Here is a 17,075-nt window from a genome sequence, read left to right as displayed (position 1 = left end):
CAGCCGGCACCGGCCCGAAGCGGAGATCAGATCGTGACCTGCAGAACCGTTTCGGTATCGTCCGGTTCATCCCCGGCATTGGCCTGATAGGCGGCAATGACCGACTGCATCTCCGAAAGAACATCCAGCAGGCTGACGGTGTCGCCATCCTCATCGTCAGGACCTTCGGGCCTGTTCGCCTCCATCGCCGTCACGAACTGGCTCTCGCTGAGTGAACCCGCTCCCTCCGTATCGAGCTCGGCAAAGAGCGCGGCCGCCTCTTCCTCGCTCATATCCTCCGGCCGGCCGGCAACGAATTCGGTCTCCGTCACGATACCGTCGCCATCCGCATCCATGGCCGTGAACAAATCCTTCGCGGACGGCTTGTCCTCGAAACCGCCGTCTTCAGATCCCGAAAGGAGCATGGCCATGACGCCGCCGGTGACCTGGGAAGCGACACCGGTTGCGGCATTCTCGCTTTCCACCGTCGGGTCCTGGCTGCGCCGGCTCTCGGCCCCAGCCGCCGCCTCATCGGCGCTCACCACGCCATCGCCATTGGTGTCGAGGTAACTCAGTGAAGTGGAATAAGGGCTTGAGCCGGCAAGCGGCGAGGAAATACTGGTCATACAAACCTCCATAATATGCTTGGAAAGTGTCTGTATCCTCAGTACGCAATACAAAATCGCAGGGATGTCCCGGCGTAAGGGATTCGCGCTAGCCGGTCAAAAGCCAATAATTATCTACAACAACTAGTCAACGCATCTTCAAAAAATTCTCAAGCCATTGAAAATTATTCAATATTTTGCAAGCGCCAAAAAGATCCAGTTGTCATAAACAGCCGGAATTGTCACGAAAAAATAACATTCATCAGTCGATTTCGACATCCAGGCCTATATCGAGGGTGGGTGCGGCCATGGTGATCTTGGATGTCGAGATGTAATCGACCCCGGTTTCCGCAATCGCGCGGATCGTGTGGATGTTGACATTGCCCGAGGCCTCCAGCGCCACACGGCCGACTGCGGCCGCGTAGTCCGTCTCCGCAAGTCCACCATGCGCACGGTTGATTTCCACCGCCTCGCGCAGCAGTTCAGGGCCCATGTTATCCAGCAATATCGCATCCGGCCGCGCCGCAAGCGCTTCGCGCATCTGGTCGAGATTGTCGACTTCGACCTCGATCTTGACGAGGTGGCCGGCATAGGCGCGGGCGGCGTGGATTGCCCGATCGACGCCGCCTGAAACCGCGATATGGTTGTCCTTGATGAGAATGGCGTCATCGAGCCCGAACCGGTGGTTGGAACCGCCGCCCAGCCGGACGGCGTATTTTTCCACGGCACGAAGGCCCGGCAGGGTCTTGCGGGTGCAGGTAACGCGGGCCCGTGTGTGGGCGATCTCGGTGGCGAAGCGCGCCGTGTAGGTGGCGATGCCGGAAAGATGCATCAGGAAATTCAGCGCCACCCGTTCGGCCGAAAGGATGGAGCGCGCAGGCCCCTCGACGCGGATCAGCGGGGTGCCTGGAGCGACCCGGTCTCCATCGGACACCAGCGCCGTGAAGACAACCGCCGGATCGACGAGGCGGAAGGCGGCGCGCGCAAGTTCGATGCCGGCGATCACGCCGTCCTCACGACTGTTGAGAGCCGCTTTCGCGGTCTTCTCCGGCCCGATGGTGGCATAGGTGGTGATATCGCCGGCGCGGCCAAGATCCTCCAGAAGCGCGGCCTTGACGATATCCTCGATCATCAGCGGCGAGAGAACGGGGCGAAAGGGCTCGATCATGGCAGGTATCCTTGGGTTCAACCGACAAGTTCGGCGGCGATACGGTCGGCATCCTTCAAGGTGATGAAGGTCCGGTGGTGGAAGGCCTCGCGCGGCTCGGGGCAATCCGAACGGTAATGCCCGCCGCGGCTTTCCTCACGCAGATAGGCGGCGGTCGCGATCAGCTTGGCGGTCGTCGCCATATTGGCGAAGCGGACACGGGTTCTTCCCCGCTCCTCTTCGAGCGCAACGATTTCGCGGATGAGCGTCTTCAGCCCCTCGCCCGTGCGGATGACGCCGGCATTGGCCGACATCAACCGGCGCAGTTTCGCAAGCTGGGGGCTATCCTCCAGTGTCACGAGATCGTCGCTTTCGCCGGCGCTCTTCGGCCATTCGTAAAGCCGGGGCTCCGGCATCATGCCCTTGATGTTCTCGGCGATCCGGGCCGCGAAGACCACGGCCTCCAGCAGCGAGTTCGAGGCGAGACGGTTGGCGCCGTGGACACCGGTCGAGGTGACCTCGCCTGCCGCCCACAGGCCGTCGATCGTGGTCTTGCCGTCGGCATCCACCAGCACGCCGCCCATGTGATAATGCACTGCCGGCGCAACCGGGATGGGCTGGGTCACCGGATCGATGCCCGCCTCCATGCAGGAGGCATAGACGGTCGGGAAAAGCTCCGGGAAATGCGCACCGACCGCCTTGGTGCAATCGAGAAAAGCGCCTCGGCCTGCCTGAACCTCGGCAAAGACTCCGCGCGCCACGACATCGCGGGGGGCAAGCTCGGCATCCGGATGCAGATCGGTCATGAAACGATGGCCGGCGCGATTGACCAGCGTCGCGCCGTCGCCGCGCAATGCCTCGGTCGCCAGCGGAGCCGGATCGCGGCCGATATCAATCGCGGTCGGGTGAAACTGTACGAATTCCGGGTCGGCGATTACGGCTCCGATCCTTGCCGCCATGCCGACGCCGGCACCGCGGGCCTCCGTCGGATTGGTGGTGACCTGATAGAGATGGCCGACGCCACCGGAGCAGAGCACGACGGCGCGGGCGGGAAAGGCGACGCGGGTCGTGGACTGGCCTGCATCCGGTCGGGCGATGACACCGGAGACGAAGCGGCCCTCGGAAATCAATTCCTCGACCACATAGCCTTCCATCACGCGGATTGAAGGCGTCTTGCGCACGGCGGCAATAAGCGCCTCCATGATCGCCTTGCCGGCGCGGTCACCCTTCACCCGCACGATACGGCGCTCGGAATGGGCCGCCTCACGCGACAGCAGAAGCTTGCCCTCGAGGTCCCGGTCGAAGGGAACGCCATAGGCGAGAAGATCGCGAATGCGGTCCGGCCCTTCCGAAATCATCAGGCGGGCCATCTTCTCGTCGACCGTGCCGGCACCGGCGGCGACAGTGTCGGCCAGATGCTTGTCGAAGGTATCGCCCTCGCTCATGGCGGCGGCAATGCCGCCTTGCGCCCAGGCCGACGAAGCGCCGAAGCCGATTGGGGCAGCGGCGAGAACCGTCACCGGACGGGGCGCAAGCTTCAGCGCGCAGAACAGGCCGGCAAGCCCGCCGCCGATGATGACGATATCGTCTATGCCCTGCCAGGATTGAGGGCGAATGGATTCGGTATTGCTGGGCATGCGGCACATTTCTCCGGCCTGCGCCGGCCTTCCTGTCTCGTCGGACCTAATTCTTCAGGTTCACCATGCGCTCGACCGCCAGACGGGCCCGGCCGGCAATCGCCGGATCGACGGTGACCTCCTCCGTCATAAACAGAAGGCTGTCCAGGATCTTGGGCAGAGTGATCCGCTTCATGTGCGGACAGAGATTGCAGGGTTTGACGAAATTGACGTCCGGCACCTCGGCCTGAATATTCGACGCCATCGAGCATTCGGTGACGAGCAGCACGCGCCCCGGGCGCTTCGTCTTGACGTAATCGATCATGCCCGAGGTGGAGCCGGCATAGTCGGATACGGCCAGCACGCTCGGATGGCACTCCGGGTGGGCAACGATCTCGATCGACGGATCGGAGGCCTTGTATTCCAGAAGCTCCTCGGCGGTGAAGCGCTCATGCACCTCGCAATGGCCCTTCCAGGTGAGGATCTTCTTCTTCGTCTTCCTGGCGACGTTCATCGCCAGATATTCGTCGGGGATGCACAGCACCGTGTCCGACTCGAGGCTGTCGACCACGGCCACGGCATTGGACGAAGTGCAGCAGATATCGGTTTCGGCCTTTACGTCGGCGGAGGTGTTGACGTAGGTCACCACCGGCACCCCCGGATAGCGTTCCTTCAGGGCGCGGACATCGGCGCCGGTGATCGATTCCGATAGCGAGCAGCCGGCAAGCCCATCCGGGATGAGCACCGTCTTTTCCGGGTTGAGCAGCTTGGAGGTCTCGGCCATGAAGTGCACGCCGCACTGAACGATGATCTCGGCATCGACGCGGGTAGCGTCACGCGCCAGTTGCAGCGAATCGCCCTTGATGTCGGCCACGCAATGGAAGATCTCGGGCGTCTGATAATTATGCGCGAGAATGACCGCGCCTCGCTCCTTCTTCAGCCGGTTGATGGCATGAATGTAAGGCGCGAAAACCGGCCATTCGATCGCCGGAATGAAATCCTTGACCCGCTCGTAGAGATGCGCCGTCTCCTTTGCGACAGCCGGCGTATAGGCAAGATCCGGCCGCTCCAGCACGCCGAAGCGCTCCGCTGCCGTCAGCGACGACGGCGCCTTGCCCGCGTTTCCGGGTTGCGTGACATGCTGCATCTCGACCTCCCTGCCGTATCCAACGGCATTTATGCTCATCTTGAGCATAAATGCTCCCAAAGAAAACCGGCAGATGCCGGTGACGCAGATTTAGAAAGTTTTGTGACGGATTGCAAGCATATCCACAGGCGCATCGGAACGCATCTTGCGTCGTCGCCGGTCGGAGAAGACGCTTTAGACGTCTGGAAAACCAGGGAAAACCAAATGCTTGGGAGCACCATTTGACATCTTGATTCCGAAGATGTGACGGCGCCCCCTTTCGTCACATTGGAAAAACGCTAGTCTCGGTCTCTCGAATAGAGACGCCGGGAGGTCCCATGTTCGAAAGTCTGTTCCTGATTCTGCTGGTGATCCTGTTCGCTGTCGGCCGCGGCACTGCAAAGCGGATCGACAGACTGGAAAAGGAAGTGGCCGCGCTTTCGGAACAGCTTGTCCTCTTCCGGACCTCCCCGGAGGCGGCCCTTGCCGTCCCCGCCGCACGAACTGCGGCGAGCGACCCCGTCCCGACAACGGAGGAACCGGCTGGAGCAGCACAGCCGGGCGAACCGGCGCCTGAACTGTCCGGTATTGCGAACTCCGAAGGCATGGGGGAAAGCGTCGCCGAGCCCATGACGACGGAAGGCCTCCCCGCAGCCTCGGCCTCGACGCCGCCCGCACAGCCGAAGGAAAGTCTCGAAAGCTATCTCGGGGCAAGGTGGGCCGTCTGGACCGGCGGCCTGGCTCTGGCGCTCGGCGGCCTTTTCCTGGTGCGCTATTCCATCGAGAGCGGCCTTCTCGGACCCGGTGTGCGCCTGATCCTTGCGAGCCTGTTCGGCCTTGCCCTGATCGGCGTCGGCGAGGCGATCCGTCGCAAGGCGATGCCGGGGATTGCGGCGCTCTATTCCAATGCGATGATCCCTGGCATCCTCACTGCCGCCGGGGCGCTTTCCCTGTTCGGGGCAATTTACGCCGCCCATGGCATATACGGCTTCATCGGCGCGACGGCCGCCTTCCTGCTTCTCGCATTCGTCGCCTTTGCGACCATCGGGCTATCGCTCATGCACGGGCAGGCACTGGCCGGCCTCGGACTTGCCGGTTCGATGGTGACGCCGCTTCTCGTCTCCAGCACATCGCCGAGCCCCTGGACACTGTTCGGCTTTCTCACCCTGTCGCTTGTCGCTACATCCGCCGCCTCGCGGCTCCGCGACTGGCACATCGTGCCGGCGCTTGCCAATCTGGGCCTCGGCGGCTGGGCCTTCCTCTATCTGGCAGTTGCTCCTCCCGCCGAGCTGGCACCGGTTGCCCTTGCGCTGCTCGCCATGCTCGCCGCCTCCGCCTTCCTCTGGCCCGGCCGGGCATTCGAGGTCGTCCCGCAACCGGAAGAACCGTCGCCGGGTGCATTTTTGCGGGTTCTCGCCCGGCCGCCTCTCAGCATGGCGATGACGCTTTCCTTCGCCACGATCCTGCCTGCGGTCGCAATGCTCATCGCCACGGTCGGAAGCGATATCGATCCCTTCTATGTGATGGCCGCGCTCACCGCAGCACTTGCCGGCATCGGCGCCGGGCGGCATTCGATGGTGTGGCCGGCGCTTCTCGCCGCAACGGGCGCAATCCTCGGCACAGCATTGCAGGTTCAGCTCGCCGAAAGCCTGCTCGCCATGCTCGGCAACTCCATGGACGATGCCGTCGCCATCCCCGGCATCACGATCAATATCATGCCGATCTCGCTTGGCCTCGGCGCCTTCTTCGTTCTGGCCGGCCTGTTCTTCCTGCAGAGAAAGGGGAACCGCGATCCGCTTCTTGCAACGGTCTGGGCCGGCATCATGGCGACGGCTCCCCTTGCTATCGCCGCCATCAGCTATTTCGGCTACGGCGACTATAACAGGGACTGGGCACATGGCCTCTACGGTGTCGTCTTGGCGGCGGCACTCCTCGCCTCGGCGGAAGCGCAGGTTCGCGGCAGGCGGCGTGAGAGCCTGACGCTTGCCATCGACCTGCTTGTCGCCGGCTCCTTCCTCGCCCTTGCCTTCGGACTGAATGCGCTGACATCCGGCCTGACGCTGATACTGCTTCTTGCCGCGGCGGGCTTTGCCTATGTGCAGGCGACGCGCCTGCGCGACTGGCGCGCTCTGCCATGGATGATGGTTGCGGCATCGCTTGCCGTTCTCGCCCGCATCGCCTGGGAGCCGACCGTCGTCGGACCGCAATCGCTCGGCAAGACGCCGGTCTTCAACGCCCTGCTGCCGGGCTATGGCGTCCCTGCCCTGCTTGCCATCCTCTCCGCCTATCTGCTGCGGAACTGGCCGGGTGTGAGGGTCCGCAACGCGCTGCAGGCGCTGGCCAGCCTGATGGGGCTCTTGACCGTCGCCATCCTCGTGCGCCATGCGATGAACGGCGGCGTGCTGAGCGAAAGCGTGCCGACGCTTGGCGAGCAATCCATCTACACCCTGCTGCTGACCGGCCTTTCCGGCGTGCTGATGACGCTCGACCTCAAGTCGCCGAGCCCGGTCTTCCGCTATGGCTCGATGCTTGCCGGCAGCGTTGCGGCACTGAATGTGCTCTTCCTGCACCTCAGTGTGCTAAACCCCTATTTCAGCGGCGAAAGCACCGGCTCGTGGCCATTCTTCAATCTGCTTCTGGTCGGCTACCTGCTGCCGGCGGTCGCCTATGGCGGACTTGCCTATTATGCCCGCGACAAGCGCCCGCAGCCCTATGTCGTCATGCTTGCGGTCACCGGCGCAGCCCTTGGCTTCGCATGGGCGACGCTCTCCGTCCGCCGCTTCTGGCATGGTGAATTCATCTCCGACTGGAAGGGTTTCCTCCAGGGCGAGACCTACAGTTATTCGGTGGTCTGGCTCGCGATCGGCGTCGGCCTTCTGGCGCTCGGCTCGCGCTTCCATGCGAAGAGCATCCGGATAGCCTCGGCGGTGCTGGTGCTGCTTTCCGTCGCCAAGGCATTCCTCATCGACATGAGCAATCTCGAGGGCGTTTTGAGGGCTCTTTCCTTTATCGGCCTAGGCTTCGTTCTGATCGGCATCGGCCTCTTCTACCAGAAGATTTTGAGCGACGGCCGGAAGATGGAAGAGGCGGACGGCCGAGCGGCGCCGAATGCCGGTCCCGACCCATCGTTGTGACGAAACCGTCGGCGGGGGATCAGTTCCACCGGGCAGCCGATGGTTGCCCGGATTTAACCATGCGCACCGGTTTTCCGGCTGTTTCCGGGTGGTTTCGTTGACAAAATGCGCCTGCGCGCGCCCTAGTTTGCCACCGAGAGAAGAGAACAAGCCCATACTGGGACGGAAGACCGATGCAGCAGCCCCAGCATATCCGCAGCCTCGACGGCCTCAGGGGCCTTGCCTCCTTCGCCGTCGTCCTTTCCCATATCATCCTCCTTTTCCCCAGGGAGACATGGGCCGGAGCACTGGTATTCGGCAATGAAGCGGTGGCTCTGTTCTTCTGCCTCTCAGGCTTCCTGATGGCCTATCTCTATGGCGGCAAAGCGTTTACCCGCCGCTCGGCAACCGACTATCTGGTTCACCGTTTCGCGCGCATCTATCCCGTCTATTTCGTCGCGGTGATTTCGGTGGCGCTGCTTTCGATGGTTCCGGGGCTTGAGTATCCGCAACCGCTCGCAGGCTCTGTCGAGATCATCCGCCATATCGCCCTTCTCGGCTCGACCGGCGTCTTCTGGTCGATCCCGCCGGAAATACAGTTCTACGTCTTCTTCCTCATGCTCTGGTTCTGGTTCGAAAAGCCCAAGGACCGCCTTCCGCTTGGCATCGCCATCGCCATTGGCTTCGTCATGCTTGCCTATCTCGGCTTTCCGGGACCGGGCATCCTGCTGCCGTCGAAGATCTCCTATTTCCTGTTCGGAGCGCTCGCCGGCCGTCTCTTCGCGCTGACGGGGCGTCTCGACGGCGGTCATGCCGCCGGCTTCCTGACGCTTGCAGCGCTTGCCTTCTTCCTCGCCAGCCGGGCGATCTTCCACACGGAGGAGAGCTTCTGGGGCGTGACCTCAGCGCTGGCCGCAACCGTCATCGTCTTCCTGACGGCCACAGAATCCGGCCTGCTTGCGCCGCTGCTCGGCTCGGCACCGCTCCGGCATATCGGCAAGATCAGCTTCTCGCTCTATCTCTTCCATATGCCGGTGATGTTCCTGACGTCGAAGGCACTGCCGGAGAGCCTGCCGGTCGGCGTGGTAATCGCGCTCTGCATTGTCGCGGCGATGATCTTCGCCGATATCAGCTACCGCATCGTCGAGGCGCCGTCGCGCACCGTGCTGATGGGAGCCTGGAAGCGGCGGACGCTTTCCACACCCCTGCCGGCCTGACGCGCGCCTCTTCTTGCAATCTCCTTTAAGCCTATTACTAAGGGCCGCCGGATTGACAGCTGTCAGGACTGGAGGAGAGCAAGATGGATCGAAGCGGAATGAGCGAAGCATTTTCGCCGGAAAACAAGCTTGCGGAAGCCCTCCTTCCCCATGCAATCGAGGGAAATGACGGCTCGCACGACATCGCCCATATCCTGCGCGTCTTCCGCAATGCCATGCGCATCCATGCCGCCGAGGGCGGAGACCGGGAGATCCTCGCCGCCGCCGTCCTGCTGCATGATTGCGTTTCGGTGGAAAAGAACTCGCCGCTTCGTGCGCAAGCCTCCAAACTCGCAGCAGACAGGGCATCGGATATCCTTCGAGGCCTCGGCTGGCCGCAGGAGCGGATCGAGGCCGTGGCCCATGCCATCCTTACCCACAGCTTTTCCGCCAACATCGCGCCGGAGACGCTGGAAGCGAAGATCCTGCAGGATGCAGACAGGCTTGACGCCATCGGCATGGTGGGCGCTGCACGCTGCTTCTATACTGCGGGACGCATGGGTTCAGCACTCTACGACCCCGTCGATCCCCTTGCTGAAAACCGGCCGCTCGACGACAAGGCTTTCGCCATTGACCATTTCGCCGCAAAGCTGTTCAAGCTTTCCGGGAACTTCCAGACGGCGAGCGGTAGCGTGATCGCCCACGAGCGGCATGCGCGTCTGGAGCAGGTGCTCGAACTCTTGACCGACGAAATCTGAGGCAGGCCATGAAGGTTACCGAACTCGCCATCTATCCGCTCAAAAGTGCCCGCGCCATCCCGCTCCAGACGGCCCGGATCGAGGCGCGGGGGCTTGCAGGCGACCGGCGGATGATGATTACGGACCCATCCGGTCACTTCATCACCCAGCGCGAGTTGCCGGCGCTTGCAGGTCTCACCGCCCTGCCCTCGGCGACCCATCTCAAGCTTTCGCTCGATGACGGCCGCGAGATGATGGTTGCGCCACCGCATCCCGAGCGCCGGATGAACGTGGCGATCTGGAAATCCATCGTCAGCGCCGCTGTGGCCGATGACAGCGTCAATGCGAGGCTTTCCGAGTGGTTCGGCCGCGAAATGAAACTCGTCTTCTTCGACGGCGAGGCGAGCCGCAGCGCCAGTACCGAATGGGCCGGCCCCGACAGTCCGGTGGGATTTTCCGACGGCTACCAGATCCTCGTCACCACCGCCGGCTCGCTGAAGGCGATCAATGACGACATGGCCGCCCATGGCGAAGGCTCGGTCGGCATGGAGCGCTTCCGCCCGAACATCGTCGTCGATTGCGACGAGGCATGGGCCGAAGACGGCTGGGCGGCCATCGAGATCGGCGGTATCCGGTTCGACCTGGTCAAACCCTGCGCCCGCTGCATCATGACGACCCAGGACCAGATCACCGGATCGCGCGAGGTCGCAAGCCCGATGCCGGCCATGGGGCGCATCCGCATGTCCGGCGACCGGCGCGTGCCGGGACCGCTGTTCGGCTGGAACGTCGTGCCGCGCGGAGAAGGATCGATTGCGGTCGGAGACGCTGTGACGGTCATCGAGCGGCGTGCCGAAGGCTGGACGATCAAGCGGCGCGGCTGACGTCTCCCATTCCCCCAGGGCGACGGCATATGGAACGTGCACCGTCGCGGTGCTCCTAACCCTCCTCTCCCCACAAGGGGCAGCGGCGCTACCCGCCAACCCCTTTCCGGTCGGTCGCCATACGTGACAGTCATCAATTCCGTTGATTAGCGCTTCACGAAAAGGCGCTTTTCCGCGGCGGGTCGACTGATTATCGTCCAATTCCTGAGAGGAGATTTTCATGTCCGCCACGACCACCCGCCCCGCTTTGCCCTGGCTCATCATCGTCGCCGGCTCGCTGATCGCCATGCTGACCTTCGGGCCGCGTTCGGCCATGGGCTTTTTCCAGTTGCCCATGCTCAACGACACCGGCTGGGACCGCTCGACCTTCGGGCTCGCCATGGCCATCCAGAATCTCTGCTGGGGCCTCGGGCAGCCGCTGTTCGGGGCGCTCGCCGACAAATACGGCACCGGTCGCATGCTGACGCTTTCCGGCGCGCTCTATGCCCTCGGTCTTTTCACCATGGCCCATGCCGATGCGCCTGTCTGGCTGCATATCGGGGGCGGCGTGCTGGTCGGTCTCGGGGTTGCGGCCGGCTCCTTCGGCATCGTGCTGTCCGCTTTCGCGCGCAACGTGGCGCCGGAGCAGCGCTCGCTCGCCTTCGGCATCGGCACAGCCGCGGGTTCGGCAGGCATGTTCCTCTTCGCACCGCTCAGCCAGGGGCTCATCTCCGCCTTCGGCTGGTCGGACAGTCTGGTCTATCTCGGCCTGATGATGCTGATCGTCCCCTTGCTCGCGTGGCCGCTGCGCGGCAATGCAAAATCCGGAAAGCAGTCACGCAGAGAGTTCGAACAGAGTGCCGGCGAAGCGTTGCGCGAAGCCTTCGGCCACAGGAGCTACCTGCTGCTGACCAGCGGCTTCTTCGTCTGCGGCTTCCAGGTCGCCTTCATCACCGCCCACTTCCCGGCCTATCTCGGCGATATCGGCATCGATGCCCGCTACGCGGTGATCGCCATGGCGCTGATCGGTTTCTTCAATGTCATCGGTTCGCTCGCTTCTGGAGTGATCGGCCAGCGCTATTCGAAACCGTATTTCCTGGCATGGATCTATCTTGCCCGGTCGCTGGCGGTGACGCTGTTCCTGCTGTTGCCGCAATCGCCGGCCTCGGTGATCGTGTTTGCCATCGTCATGGGCCTCCTGTGGCTGTCCACGGTGCCGCCGACGAATGCGCTGGTGGCAATCATGTTCGGCACGCGGCATCTCGGCATGCTCGGCGGGATCGTTTTTCTGTCGCATCAGGTCGGCTCATTTCTCGGAGTCTGGATGGGCGGTTATCTCTATGACAAATTCGGCAGCTATGATGCCGTCTGGTGGTTCGGCGTGGCGCTCGGCATTTTTGCGGCGATCGTCCATTGGCCGATCCGCGAAAGCGCTGTCGAACGCGGACTTCCCGCGGCGGCCTAAGGTCGCGGTGCGACAGGATGTCATTTTAAGAAATGCGGCATGAGCGATGATTTTTTGCCGCAATGCACCCACATTTGGAGCATGAAAGAATTTTATTTTATTTTTCTTTCTGCACCTGTTGACGGGAGAATGTTCGACACCTACCTTTGTCGCATCGGAAAGAGACCGATAAACCCAAGATGAAACCGGCTTCAGAGGAAGCCCTTGCCAATAAGGAGGTCAGCGAATGCATATTGCCCTTAATGCCGCCCGCCCTTGGCATAAATCCCCGCTCGGCGTGGTGAAATCCAATTGCCGACGTTGCTTCTGTCGAATGTGACGCTGAACAAGCACTGAATTCTACAAACGACGCATTTATTTAAGTCTGCGCGAGCGCGCAGGCGGGGAAACCGTTATGGAAAAGCAAGTCATTGAATACGCCGGCATTCCCGTCGGCATCACCGTTCCCGACGGGGATCGGGTCAAGTTCATCGCCGTCAAGTTCCCGGTCATCGATCTCGACGGCGGTACCTACCGCAACGTCAGCGAGCTGCAGAACGCCATTCACCGGCATATGCAGAACTCGTCCAGCGATCAGACGCTGTTCGCACGCGCCGCCAATGGCACAGGCCTTGCCTCCGACCGCAAGGTCTTCAATGCGGCCTGACAGAACCCCTCGCGAGCCGCGCCGGCCTCAAGGCCTCGCGGCTCGTAGACGTGTCTGTTGAGAAAAAAGCCGGTCAGGCGAAAAGCTTCCGCCAGACTTCCCGCATCAGCAGCCTTTCCCGCTCCCGCCAGAAGAAAAGGGGGAAGGGCAAACATGCGATCGGCATAGGGCAGCCCGGCAGCCCGGCAGACCGCCCTGCCCGATTTCGGCGAGACATAGGCAAGATCCTCCCGGCCTCCGGTCGCTGCGCACTGGTCGAGATCGAGACCGAAGCCGAGATCGTTCAACACCGCGAGTTCGAAACGCACGAAAAGCTCTCCGGCCGCGGCCGGCTCGTCGAGGTGATCGAGGATCACATCCAGCGCCTCGAAAAGATGCGGATGCGGGTCCCGTTCGGGCAAGAGCCGCAGCAGCGCCCCAAGCGCCTGCACGCCATAGGCGGCGGTTGCGCTTTCCATCAGTTTCGCCGCCCTTAGCGTTACCGGCTCGACCCGGTATTCCCCGAGATGTTCATCGAGCCGCGCCCGCCAGGTGACCTCGAGCCGGTTTCCGGGCTGCAGCACCGGCTGCATGCTGCGCGAACGTCCGCTGCGCACCAGTCCCAGATGACGGCCACGGCTCTTCGTCATCATCTCCGCGATGACGCTCGTTTCGCCATGACGCCGTGCGCCGAGCAGGATTGCTTCGTCCGTCCATTCCATGGCGCCATTCTAGAGTATTTCCGGCCAAAGCGGAATCGCCTTCACTGTTCTATCTCCTTGTTTTAGCGCCATTCCCGACGCAAGATCCGTTGCCGCCTCTGCCGGAAATGCTGCAAAGCGTATCGCGCGCGAACGGAATCGTCCGTTGGGCAACCTGCCGGCCGCATTTAATTTTCCCACCGGCGGCAATCCGGCATTCCCGTGCGGCCGGAATCGTTATACTTCCGACGCATATCTCATTGACGGGAAGGTTCCGAATGGCCCCCGCCTCCCTAGGCCCAGAAGAGCAGCCACCAGAGCCCGGCCGGCTGACCGCGTTGCCGGAACCTGTCCGCTGGGCGATCCTCACCCTGTTGTCGCTCGCCTTTGCCGGTCTGTTGACGGTCGTCCATATCCCGGCCGCACTTCTGCTCGGACCGATGATGGCGGCCATCGTCGTGGCGACCAACGGCGCGCGGCTCTCGGCGCCCACCCTGCCCTATCTCGCCGCCCACTCGCTGATCGGCTGCATCATCGCTCGCTCCATCGACGCGGAGATCGTGACGACCTTCGCAGCCGACTGGCCGATCTTCCTCTCCATCGTGCTCGCCGTCATCGCGTCGAGCACGCTGATCGGCTATGTTATGGCGCGCAATGCCGTATTGCCGGGAACGACCGCCGTGTGGGGAACGTCCGCCGGCGCGGCCTCCGCCATGCTGGTGCTTGCGGAGGCCTATGGCGCGGATGCCCGGCTGGTCGCCTTCATGCAGTATTTAAGGGTGGTCTGCGTTGCCTCGGCCGCTTCGATCATCGCAGCCGCCGTCTTCCACGCAACGGGCGGACAGGCCCCCGAGGTCGTCTGGTTTCCACCGGTGGACTGGCTGGAGCTGGGCAAGACACTCGCCGTCGCCTTTGGCGCCTGCGCCATCGGCGCCCGTTTCCGAATCCCGGCCGGCACCATGTTCCTGCCGATGCTGGCAACCGCATTGCTGCACGGCCTCGGGTTCATCACCATCGAACTGCCGCCATGGCTTCTGGCGTTCGCCTATGCGCTGCTGGGCTGGAAGATCGGCCTCGGCTTCACCCGCCGCATCCTTCGCCATGCAGCCTACGCGCTGCCGCAGATCATGCTCTCGATCGTCGTGCTGATCGCCTTTTGCGGCGGGCTCGCCATGCTTTTGTGGCGTTTCCTCGGGATCGATCCGCTGACCGCCTACCTTGCGACCAGCCCGGGCGGTCTCGACTCGGTCGCGATCATCGCCGCCTCGACGCCGGTCGACCTGCCCTTCGTCATGGCGCTGCAGACCGCGCGTTTCCTGCTGGTGCTGTTGCTCGGCGGACCCATCTCGAAGGCGGTGGCCCGCCTCATCGACCGCTGACGTCGTACGCGCCCGCGACTTCTATCTCTCTGTTTTCGCGCAATTTGGGACGCAAACCGGTTTCCACTTTTGCCGGAATTGCTCTATTCGCGCGGGAATTCGAGGCCCATTTCACGGAACCGTTCGGGATCGTCGCCCCAGTTTTCGCGCACCTTCACGAACAGGAAGAGATGCACCGGCTGTTCCAGGATTTCGGAGAGTTCCTTGCGGGAAGCGGTCGAGATCGACTTGATCGCTTCGCCGGCCTTGCCGAGCACGATCTTCTTCTGGCTTTCGCGCTCGACATAGATCACCTGTTCGATGCGGACGGAACCATCCTTCCGTTCCTCCCACTTCTCGGTTTCGACGTGGGAGGAATAGGGAAGCTCCTGGTGCAGGCGCAGGAACAGCTTCTCGCGGGTGATTTCGGCCGCGAGCTGGCGCATGGGAAGATCGGAAATCTGGTCTTCGGGGTAGTACCAGGGGCCCTCGGGAAGCGTCTTTGCCAAGTAATCCATGACGTCGTCGCAGCCGGAACCGGTCGTCGCGGAAATCATGAAGGTGCGCTCGAACTTCACCGCCTCGTTGGCGGCGGAAGCAAGCTTCAGCAGATCCTCCGGCTTCACCCGGTCGATCTTGTTGAGCACCAGGATCTTCGGCTGGGGGACGTCCTTCAAGCCTTCGAGGATCGCCTCGGCATCGCCGCGCAAGCCTCGCTCGCTGTCGATCAGCAGCAGGATGAGATCGGCATCCTTGGCCCCGCCCCAGGCGGACGTCACCATGGCGCGGTCAAGCCGGCGACGCGGCTTGAAGATGCCGGGCGTGTCCATGAAGACGATCTGGGCGTTGTCGTGGATCGCAATGCCGCGCATCACCGCGCGGGTCGTCTGGACCTTGTGGCTGACGATCGAGACCTTGGCGCCGACGAAGCGGTTCACCAGCGTCGACTTGCCGGCGTTCGTCGGACCGATCAGGGCCACGAAGCCGGAATGGGTCGGGGTGTCGCCAGCAGCAGGAGTGTCGGCGGAAGTGTTTTCAGGTTCTGTCATCGGTTCCAATCAGCCTGCGTCAGTGGCTTTCTGCCAGACGCCTTCGCGTTCGAGAAGCCTCGTTGCGGCCACCTGTTCGGCAGCGCGCTTCGAGCGCTCGGTTCCTGTCTCCGGCGCAACGCCGGGAATTTCGACGATCACCGTGAAGCGGGGATCATGATCCGGTCCGGAGCGTTCCGCAATCCGGTAGGTCGGGGTGACGGCATGCTTTGCATGCGCCCATTCCTGCAATTCAGTCTTGGCGTCGCGCCGCGCTCCATCGGCGCGGGTGGCGCGGCTCGACCAAAAGCGCAGGATGAATTCGCGCGCAGCCTCCAGCCCGGCATCCAGGTAGATCGCCGCGATCAGGCTTTCGACCACATCGGCCCGGACGTTCAGCATATGCTTGCCGGTCAGTTTCTTGACATCGGCGCCCGTGCGGATGAAGCGGTGCAGTTCGAGCTGGTCGGCGATCTCGGCGCAGGCTTCGGCGCTGACCAACTGGTTGAAGCGTACGGAAAGCTCGCCCTCGGTCGCCGCCTTATAGGTCTTGAAAAGAAGTTCGGCGACGCAGAGCCCGAGCACCCTGTCGCCCAGGAATTCCAGCCGCTCGTAATCGCCCCCCTTCGAGCCCGCCTTGGCGCTCGAATGGGTAAGCGCCCGGTCAAGGCGCTCCTTCTCGACAAAGCGATGACCGATCGCGGCTTCGAGCCACGACCGGTCCTCGTCGGTCAGGCCTTTCGGCTTCTTCATTCAACCACCTTGAACAGACGGTCCCAGCGCATGTTGGACGGCCACTTCCAGATTTCGCGGAACGAGGTGTCGTTGCCGAGCGAGAAGAAAATGACGGACGCCTTGCCGATCAGATTCTCGGCCGGCACAAAACCGACGTCGAACCGGCTGTCGAGCGAGTTGTCGCGGTTGTCGCCCATCATGAAATAATGACCTTCGGGAACGATGAATTCGCGGGTGTTGTCGCCGCGGGAATCCGGGGACTGGTCCAACGTGTCATAGGTCACGCCGTTTTCCAGCGTCTCACGGAATACCGGAACGTCCGTGCCCGGATCGAGGCGGTAATCGGAGGTAAAGCTGCCATCCGGCACCTTCGGCACCGGCTTGCCATTGACGTTCAGGACGCCGTCAATCACCTGGATACGGTCGCCCGGCAAGCCGATCAGCCGCTTGATGTAATCGATCTGCGGGTTCGGCGGGAAGCGGAAGACCACGATGTCGCCTCGCTTGGGCTCGCTTGCGAAGATGCGGCCTTCGAACAGGTCGGGTGAGAAGGGCAACGAATATTTCGAATAGCCGTAGGAGAACTTGTTGACGAAGATGTAGTCGCCCACCAGCAGAGTCGGCATCATCGAACCCGACGGGATCGTGAAGGGCTGGAAAAACACCGTCCGGATCACCATCGCCAGCAAAAGCGCCTGGATCACGACCTTGATGTTCTCCCAAAGGGCACTCTGCTTTTTTTCTGCTCGTTCGGTCACGCAGTCTCTTCCTTCTCTGAAATCCT

General features: G+C 62.6%; 16 protein-coding genes. 8 read left to right on the top strand and 8 right to left on the bottom strand.

Translation table 11 applies throughout. The features are described from left to right. Positions 1 to 26 precede the first annotated feature (26 nt). The 4 genes from ACLBKR_RS04875 to nadA form a co-directional block, all read right to left on the bottom strand. A complete protein-coding gene (locus ACLBKR_RS04875; protein WP_414900840.1) occupies positions 27 to 605 on the bottom strand; it encodes an EF-hand domain-containing protein in 579 nt (192 codons plus the stop codon). A 241-nt stretch (positions 606 to 846) separates the two neighbouring features. Next, positions 847 to 1,752, bottom strand: a complete 906-nt coding sequence (gene nadC / locus ACLBKR_RS04870; RefSeq protein WP_414900838.1) for a carboxylating nicotinate-nucleotide diphosphorylase — start codon at positions 1,750 to 1,752, stop codon at positions 847 to 849. A gap of 17 nt (positions 1,753 to 1,769) precedes the next feature. Beyond that, a complete protein-coding gene (locus ACLBKR_RS04865) occupies positions 1,770 to 3,368 on the bottom strand; it encodes an L-aspartate oxidase (RefSeq protein ID WP_414900836.1) in 1,599 nt (532 codons plus the stop codon). Between the two features lie 46 nt (positions 3,369 to 3,414). Then, on the bottom strand, positions 3,415 to 4,494 hold the full coding sequence (gene nadA, locus ACLBKR_RS04860) for a quinolinate synthase NadA (protein ID WP_414900834.1): 1,080 nt from the start codon (positions 4,492 to 4,494) through the stop codon (positions 3,415 to 3,417). On the opposite strand from nadA, the gene ACLBKR_RS04855 reads away from it, so the two are divergent. From ACLBKR_RS04855 to ACLBKR_RS04825, 7 genes are all read left to right on the top strand, one after another. After that, entirely contained in the window at positions 4,486 to 4,719 is a 234-nt protein-coding gene (locus ACLBKR_RS04855; RefSeq protein ID WP_414900832.1) for a hypothetical protein, read from the top strand. The genes nadA and ACLBKR_RS04855 overlap by 9 nt on opposite strands. Before the next feature lie 92 nt (positions 4,720 to 4,811). Continuing rightward, the gene (locus ACLBKR_RS04850) at positions 4,812 to 7,607 is read left to right on the top strand and encodes a DUF2339 domain-containing protein (RefSeq protein ID WP_113448814.1); all 2,796 of its coding nucleotides are present in this window, start codon (positions 4,812 to 4,814) and stop codon (positions 7,605 to 7,607) included. Between the two features lie 173 nt (positions 7,608 to 7,780). After that, positions 7,781 to 8,803: an acyltransferase family protein gene (locus ACLBKR_RS04845; protein ID WP_113448815.1), complete on the top strand. Its 1,023-nt coding sequence runs from the start codon at positions 7,781 to 7,783 to the stop codon at positions 8,801 to 8,803. Between the two features lie 98 nt (positions 8,804 to 8,901). Beyond that, positions 8,902 to 9,540 carry an HD domain-containing protein gene (locus ACLBKR_RS04840; RefSeq protein ID WP_162757762.1) on the top strand — a complete coding sequence of 213 codons (639 nt, stop codon included), beginning with the start codon at positions 8,902 to 8,904 and terminating at the stop codon, positions 9,538 to 9,540. 8 nt (positions 9,541 to 9,548) lie between these two features. Beyond that, complete coding sequence (locus tag ACLBKR_RS04835) at positions 9,549 to 10,400, top strand: MOSC domain-containing protein (protein ID WP_113448817.1); 852 nt, start codon at positions 9,549 to 9,551, stop codon at positions 10,398 to 10,400. Positions 10,401 to 10,620: 220 nt separating this feature from the next. Beyond that, entirely contained in the window at positions 10,621 to 11,844 is a 1,224-nt protein-coding gene (locus ACLBKR_RS04830) for an MFS transporter (protein ID WP_113338623.1), read from the top strand. Positions 11,845 to 12,238: 394 nt separating this feature from the next. Beyond that, positions 12,239 to 12,490, top strand: coding sequence for a hypothetical protein (locus ACLBKR_RS04825; protein WP_113338622.1), 252 nt, complete (start codon positions 12,239 to 12,241; stop codon positions 12,488 to 12,490). Here the strand turns inward: ACLBKR_RS04825 and recO are convergent. Then, positions 12,418 to 13,191 carry a DNA repair protein RecO gene (gene recO / locus ACLBKR_RS04820; RefSeq protein ID WP_113426105.1) on the bottom strand — a complete coding sequence of 258 codons (774 nt, stop codon included), beginning with the start codon at positions 13,189 to 13,191 and terminating at the stop codon, positions 12,418 to 12,420. The two genes, ACLBKR_RS04825 and recO, sit on opposite strands and share 73 nt — an antisense overlap. 257 nt (positions 13,192 to 13,448) lie before the next feature. Between recO and ACLBKR_RS04815 the strand changes: the two genes are divergently transcribed. Then, a complete protein-coding gene (locus tag ACLBKR_RS04815) occupies positions 13,449 to 14,549 on the top strand; it encodes an AbrB family transcriptional regulator (RefSeq protein WP_113448818.1) in 1,101 nt (366 codons plus the stop codon). An 83-nt stretch (positions 14,550 to 14,632) separates the two neighbouring features. Here the strand turns inward: ACLBKR_RS04815 and era are convergent, their stop codons facing one another. The 3 genes from era to lepB are packed head-to-tail and all read right to left on the bottom strand — an operon-like array spanning position 14,633 to position 17,049. Continuing rightward, the gene (gene era, locus ACLBKR_RS04810) at positions 14,633 to 15,577 is read right to left on the bottom strand and encodes a GTPase Era (protein WP_112827479.1); all 945 of its coding nucleotides are present in this window, start codon (positions 15,575 to 15,577) and stop codon (positions 14,633 to 14,635) included. Positions 15,578 to 15,586: 9 nt separating this feature from the next. Then, on the bottom strand, positions 15,587 to 16,309 hold the full coding sequence (gene rnc / locus ACLBKR_RS04805) for a ribonuclease III (RefSeq protein ID WP_112827378.1): 723 nt from the start codon (positions 16,307 to 16,309) through the stop codon (positions 15,587 to 15,589). After that, a complete protein-coding gene (lepB, locus tag ACLBKR_RS04800) occupies positions 16,306 to 17,049 on the bottom strand; it encodes a signal peptidase I (protein ID WP_112827379.1) in 744 nt (247 codons plus the stop codon). The genes rnc and lepB overlap by 4 nt, the downstream gene beginning before the upstream one ends. Between the last annotated feature and the right edge of the window lie 26 nt (positions 17,050 to 17,075).

Origin of the sequence: Paenirhizobium cremeum (assembly GCF_047553425.1) — a bacterium.
Lineage (GTDB): Bacteria > Pseudomonadota > Alphaproteobacteria > Rhizobiales > Rhizobiaceae > Allorhizobium > Allorhizobium cremeum.
Note: the sequence above shows the minus strand (reverse complement) of the source record. Positions and strands in the feature narration are given on the sequence as shown.

Excerpts from the sequence above, each read along its gene's own strand:
- ACLBKR_RS04875 (WP_414900840.1), bottom strand. The coding sequence starts at position 605 with ATGACCAGTATTTCCTCGCCGCTTGCCGGCTCAAGCCCTTATTCCACT.
- nadC (WP_414900838.1), bottom strand. The coding sequence starts at position 1,752 with ATGATCGAGCCCTTTCGCCCCGTTCTCTCGCCGCTGATGATCGAGGAT.
- ACLBKR_RS04865 (WP_414900836.1), bottom strand. The coding sequence starts at position 3,368 with ATGCCCAGCAATACCGAATCCATTCGCCCTCAATCCTGGCAGGGCATA.
- ACLBKR_RS04855 (WP_414900832.1), top strand. The coding sequence starts at position 4,486 with ATGCTGCATCTCGACCTCCCTGCCGTATCCAACGGCATTTATGCTCAT.
- nadA (WP_414900834.1), bottom strand. The coding sequence starts at position 4,494 with ATGCAGCATGTCACGCAACCCGGAAACGCGGGCAAGGCGCCGTCGTCG.
- ACLBKR_RS04850 (WP_113448814.1), top strand. The coding sequence starts at position 4,812 with ATGTTCGAAAGTCTGTTCCTGATTCTGCTGGTGATCCTGTTCGCTGTC.
- ACLBKR_RS04845 (WP_113448815.1), top strand. The coding sequence starts at position 7,781 with ATGCAGCAGCCCCAGCATATCCGCAGCCTCGACGGCCTCAGGGGCCTT.
- ACLBKR_RS04840 (WP_162757762.1), top strand. The coding sequence starts at position 8,902 with ATGAGCGAAGCATTTTCGCCGGAAAACAAGCTTGCGGAAGCCCTCCTT.
- ACLBKR_RS04835 (WP_113448817.1), top strand. The coding sequence starts at position 9,549 with ATGAAGGTTACCGAACTCGCCATCTATCCGCTCAAAAGTGCCCGCGCC.
- ACLBKR_RS04830 (WP_113338623.1), top strand. The coding sequence starts at position 10,621 with ATGTCCGCCACGACCACCCGCCCCGCTTTGCCCTGGCTCATCATCGTC.
- ACLBKR_RS04825 (WP_113338622.1), top strand. The coding sequence starts at position 12,239 with ATGGAAAAGCAAGTCATTGAATACGCCGGCATTCCCGTCGGCATCACC.
- recO (WP_113426105.1), bottom strand. The coding sequence starts at position 13,191 with ATGGAATGGACGGACGAAGCAATCCTGCTCGGCGCACGGCGTCATGGC.
- ACLBKR_RS04815 (WP_113448818.1), top strand. The coding sequence starts at position 13,449 with ATGGCCCCCGCCTCCCTAGGCCCAGAAGAGCAGCCACCAGAGCCCGGC.
- era (WP_112827479.1), bottom strand. The coding sequence starts at position 15,577 with ATGACAGAACCTGAAAACACTTCCGCCGACACTCCTGCTGCTGGCGAC.
- rnc (WP_112827378.1), bottom strand. The coding sequence starts at position 16,309 with ATGAAGAAGCCGAAAGGCCTGACCGACGAGGACCGGTCGTGGCTCGAA.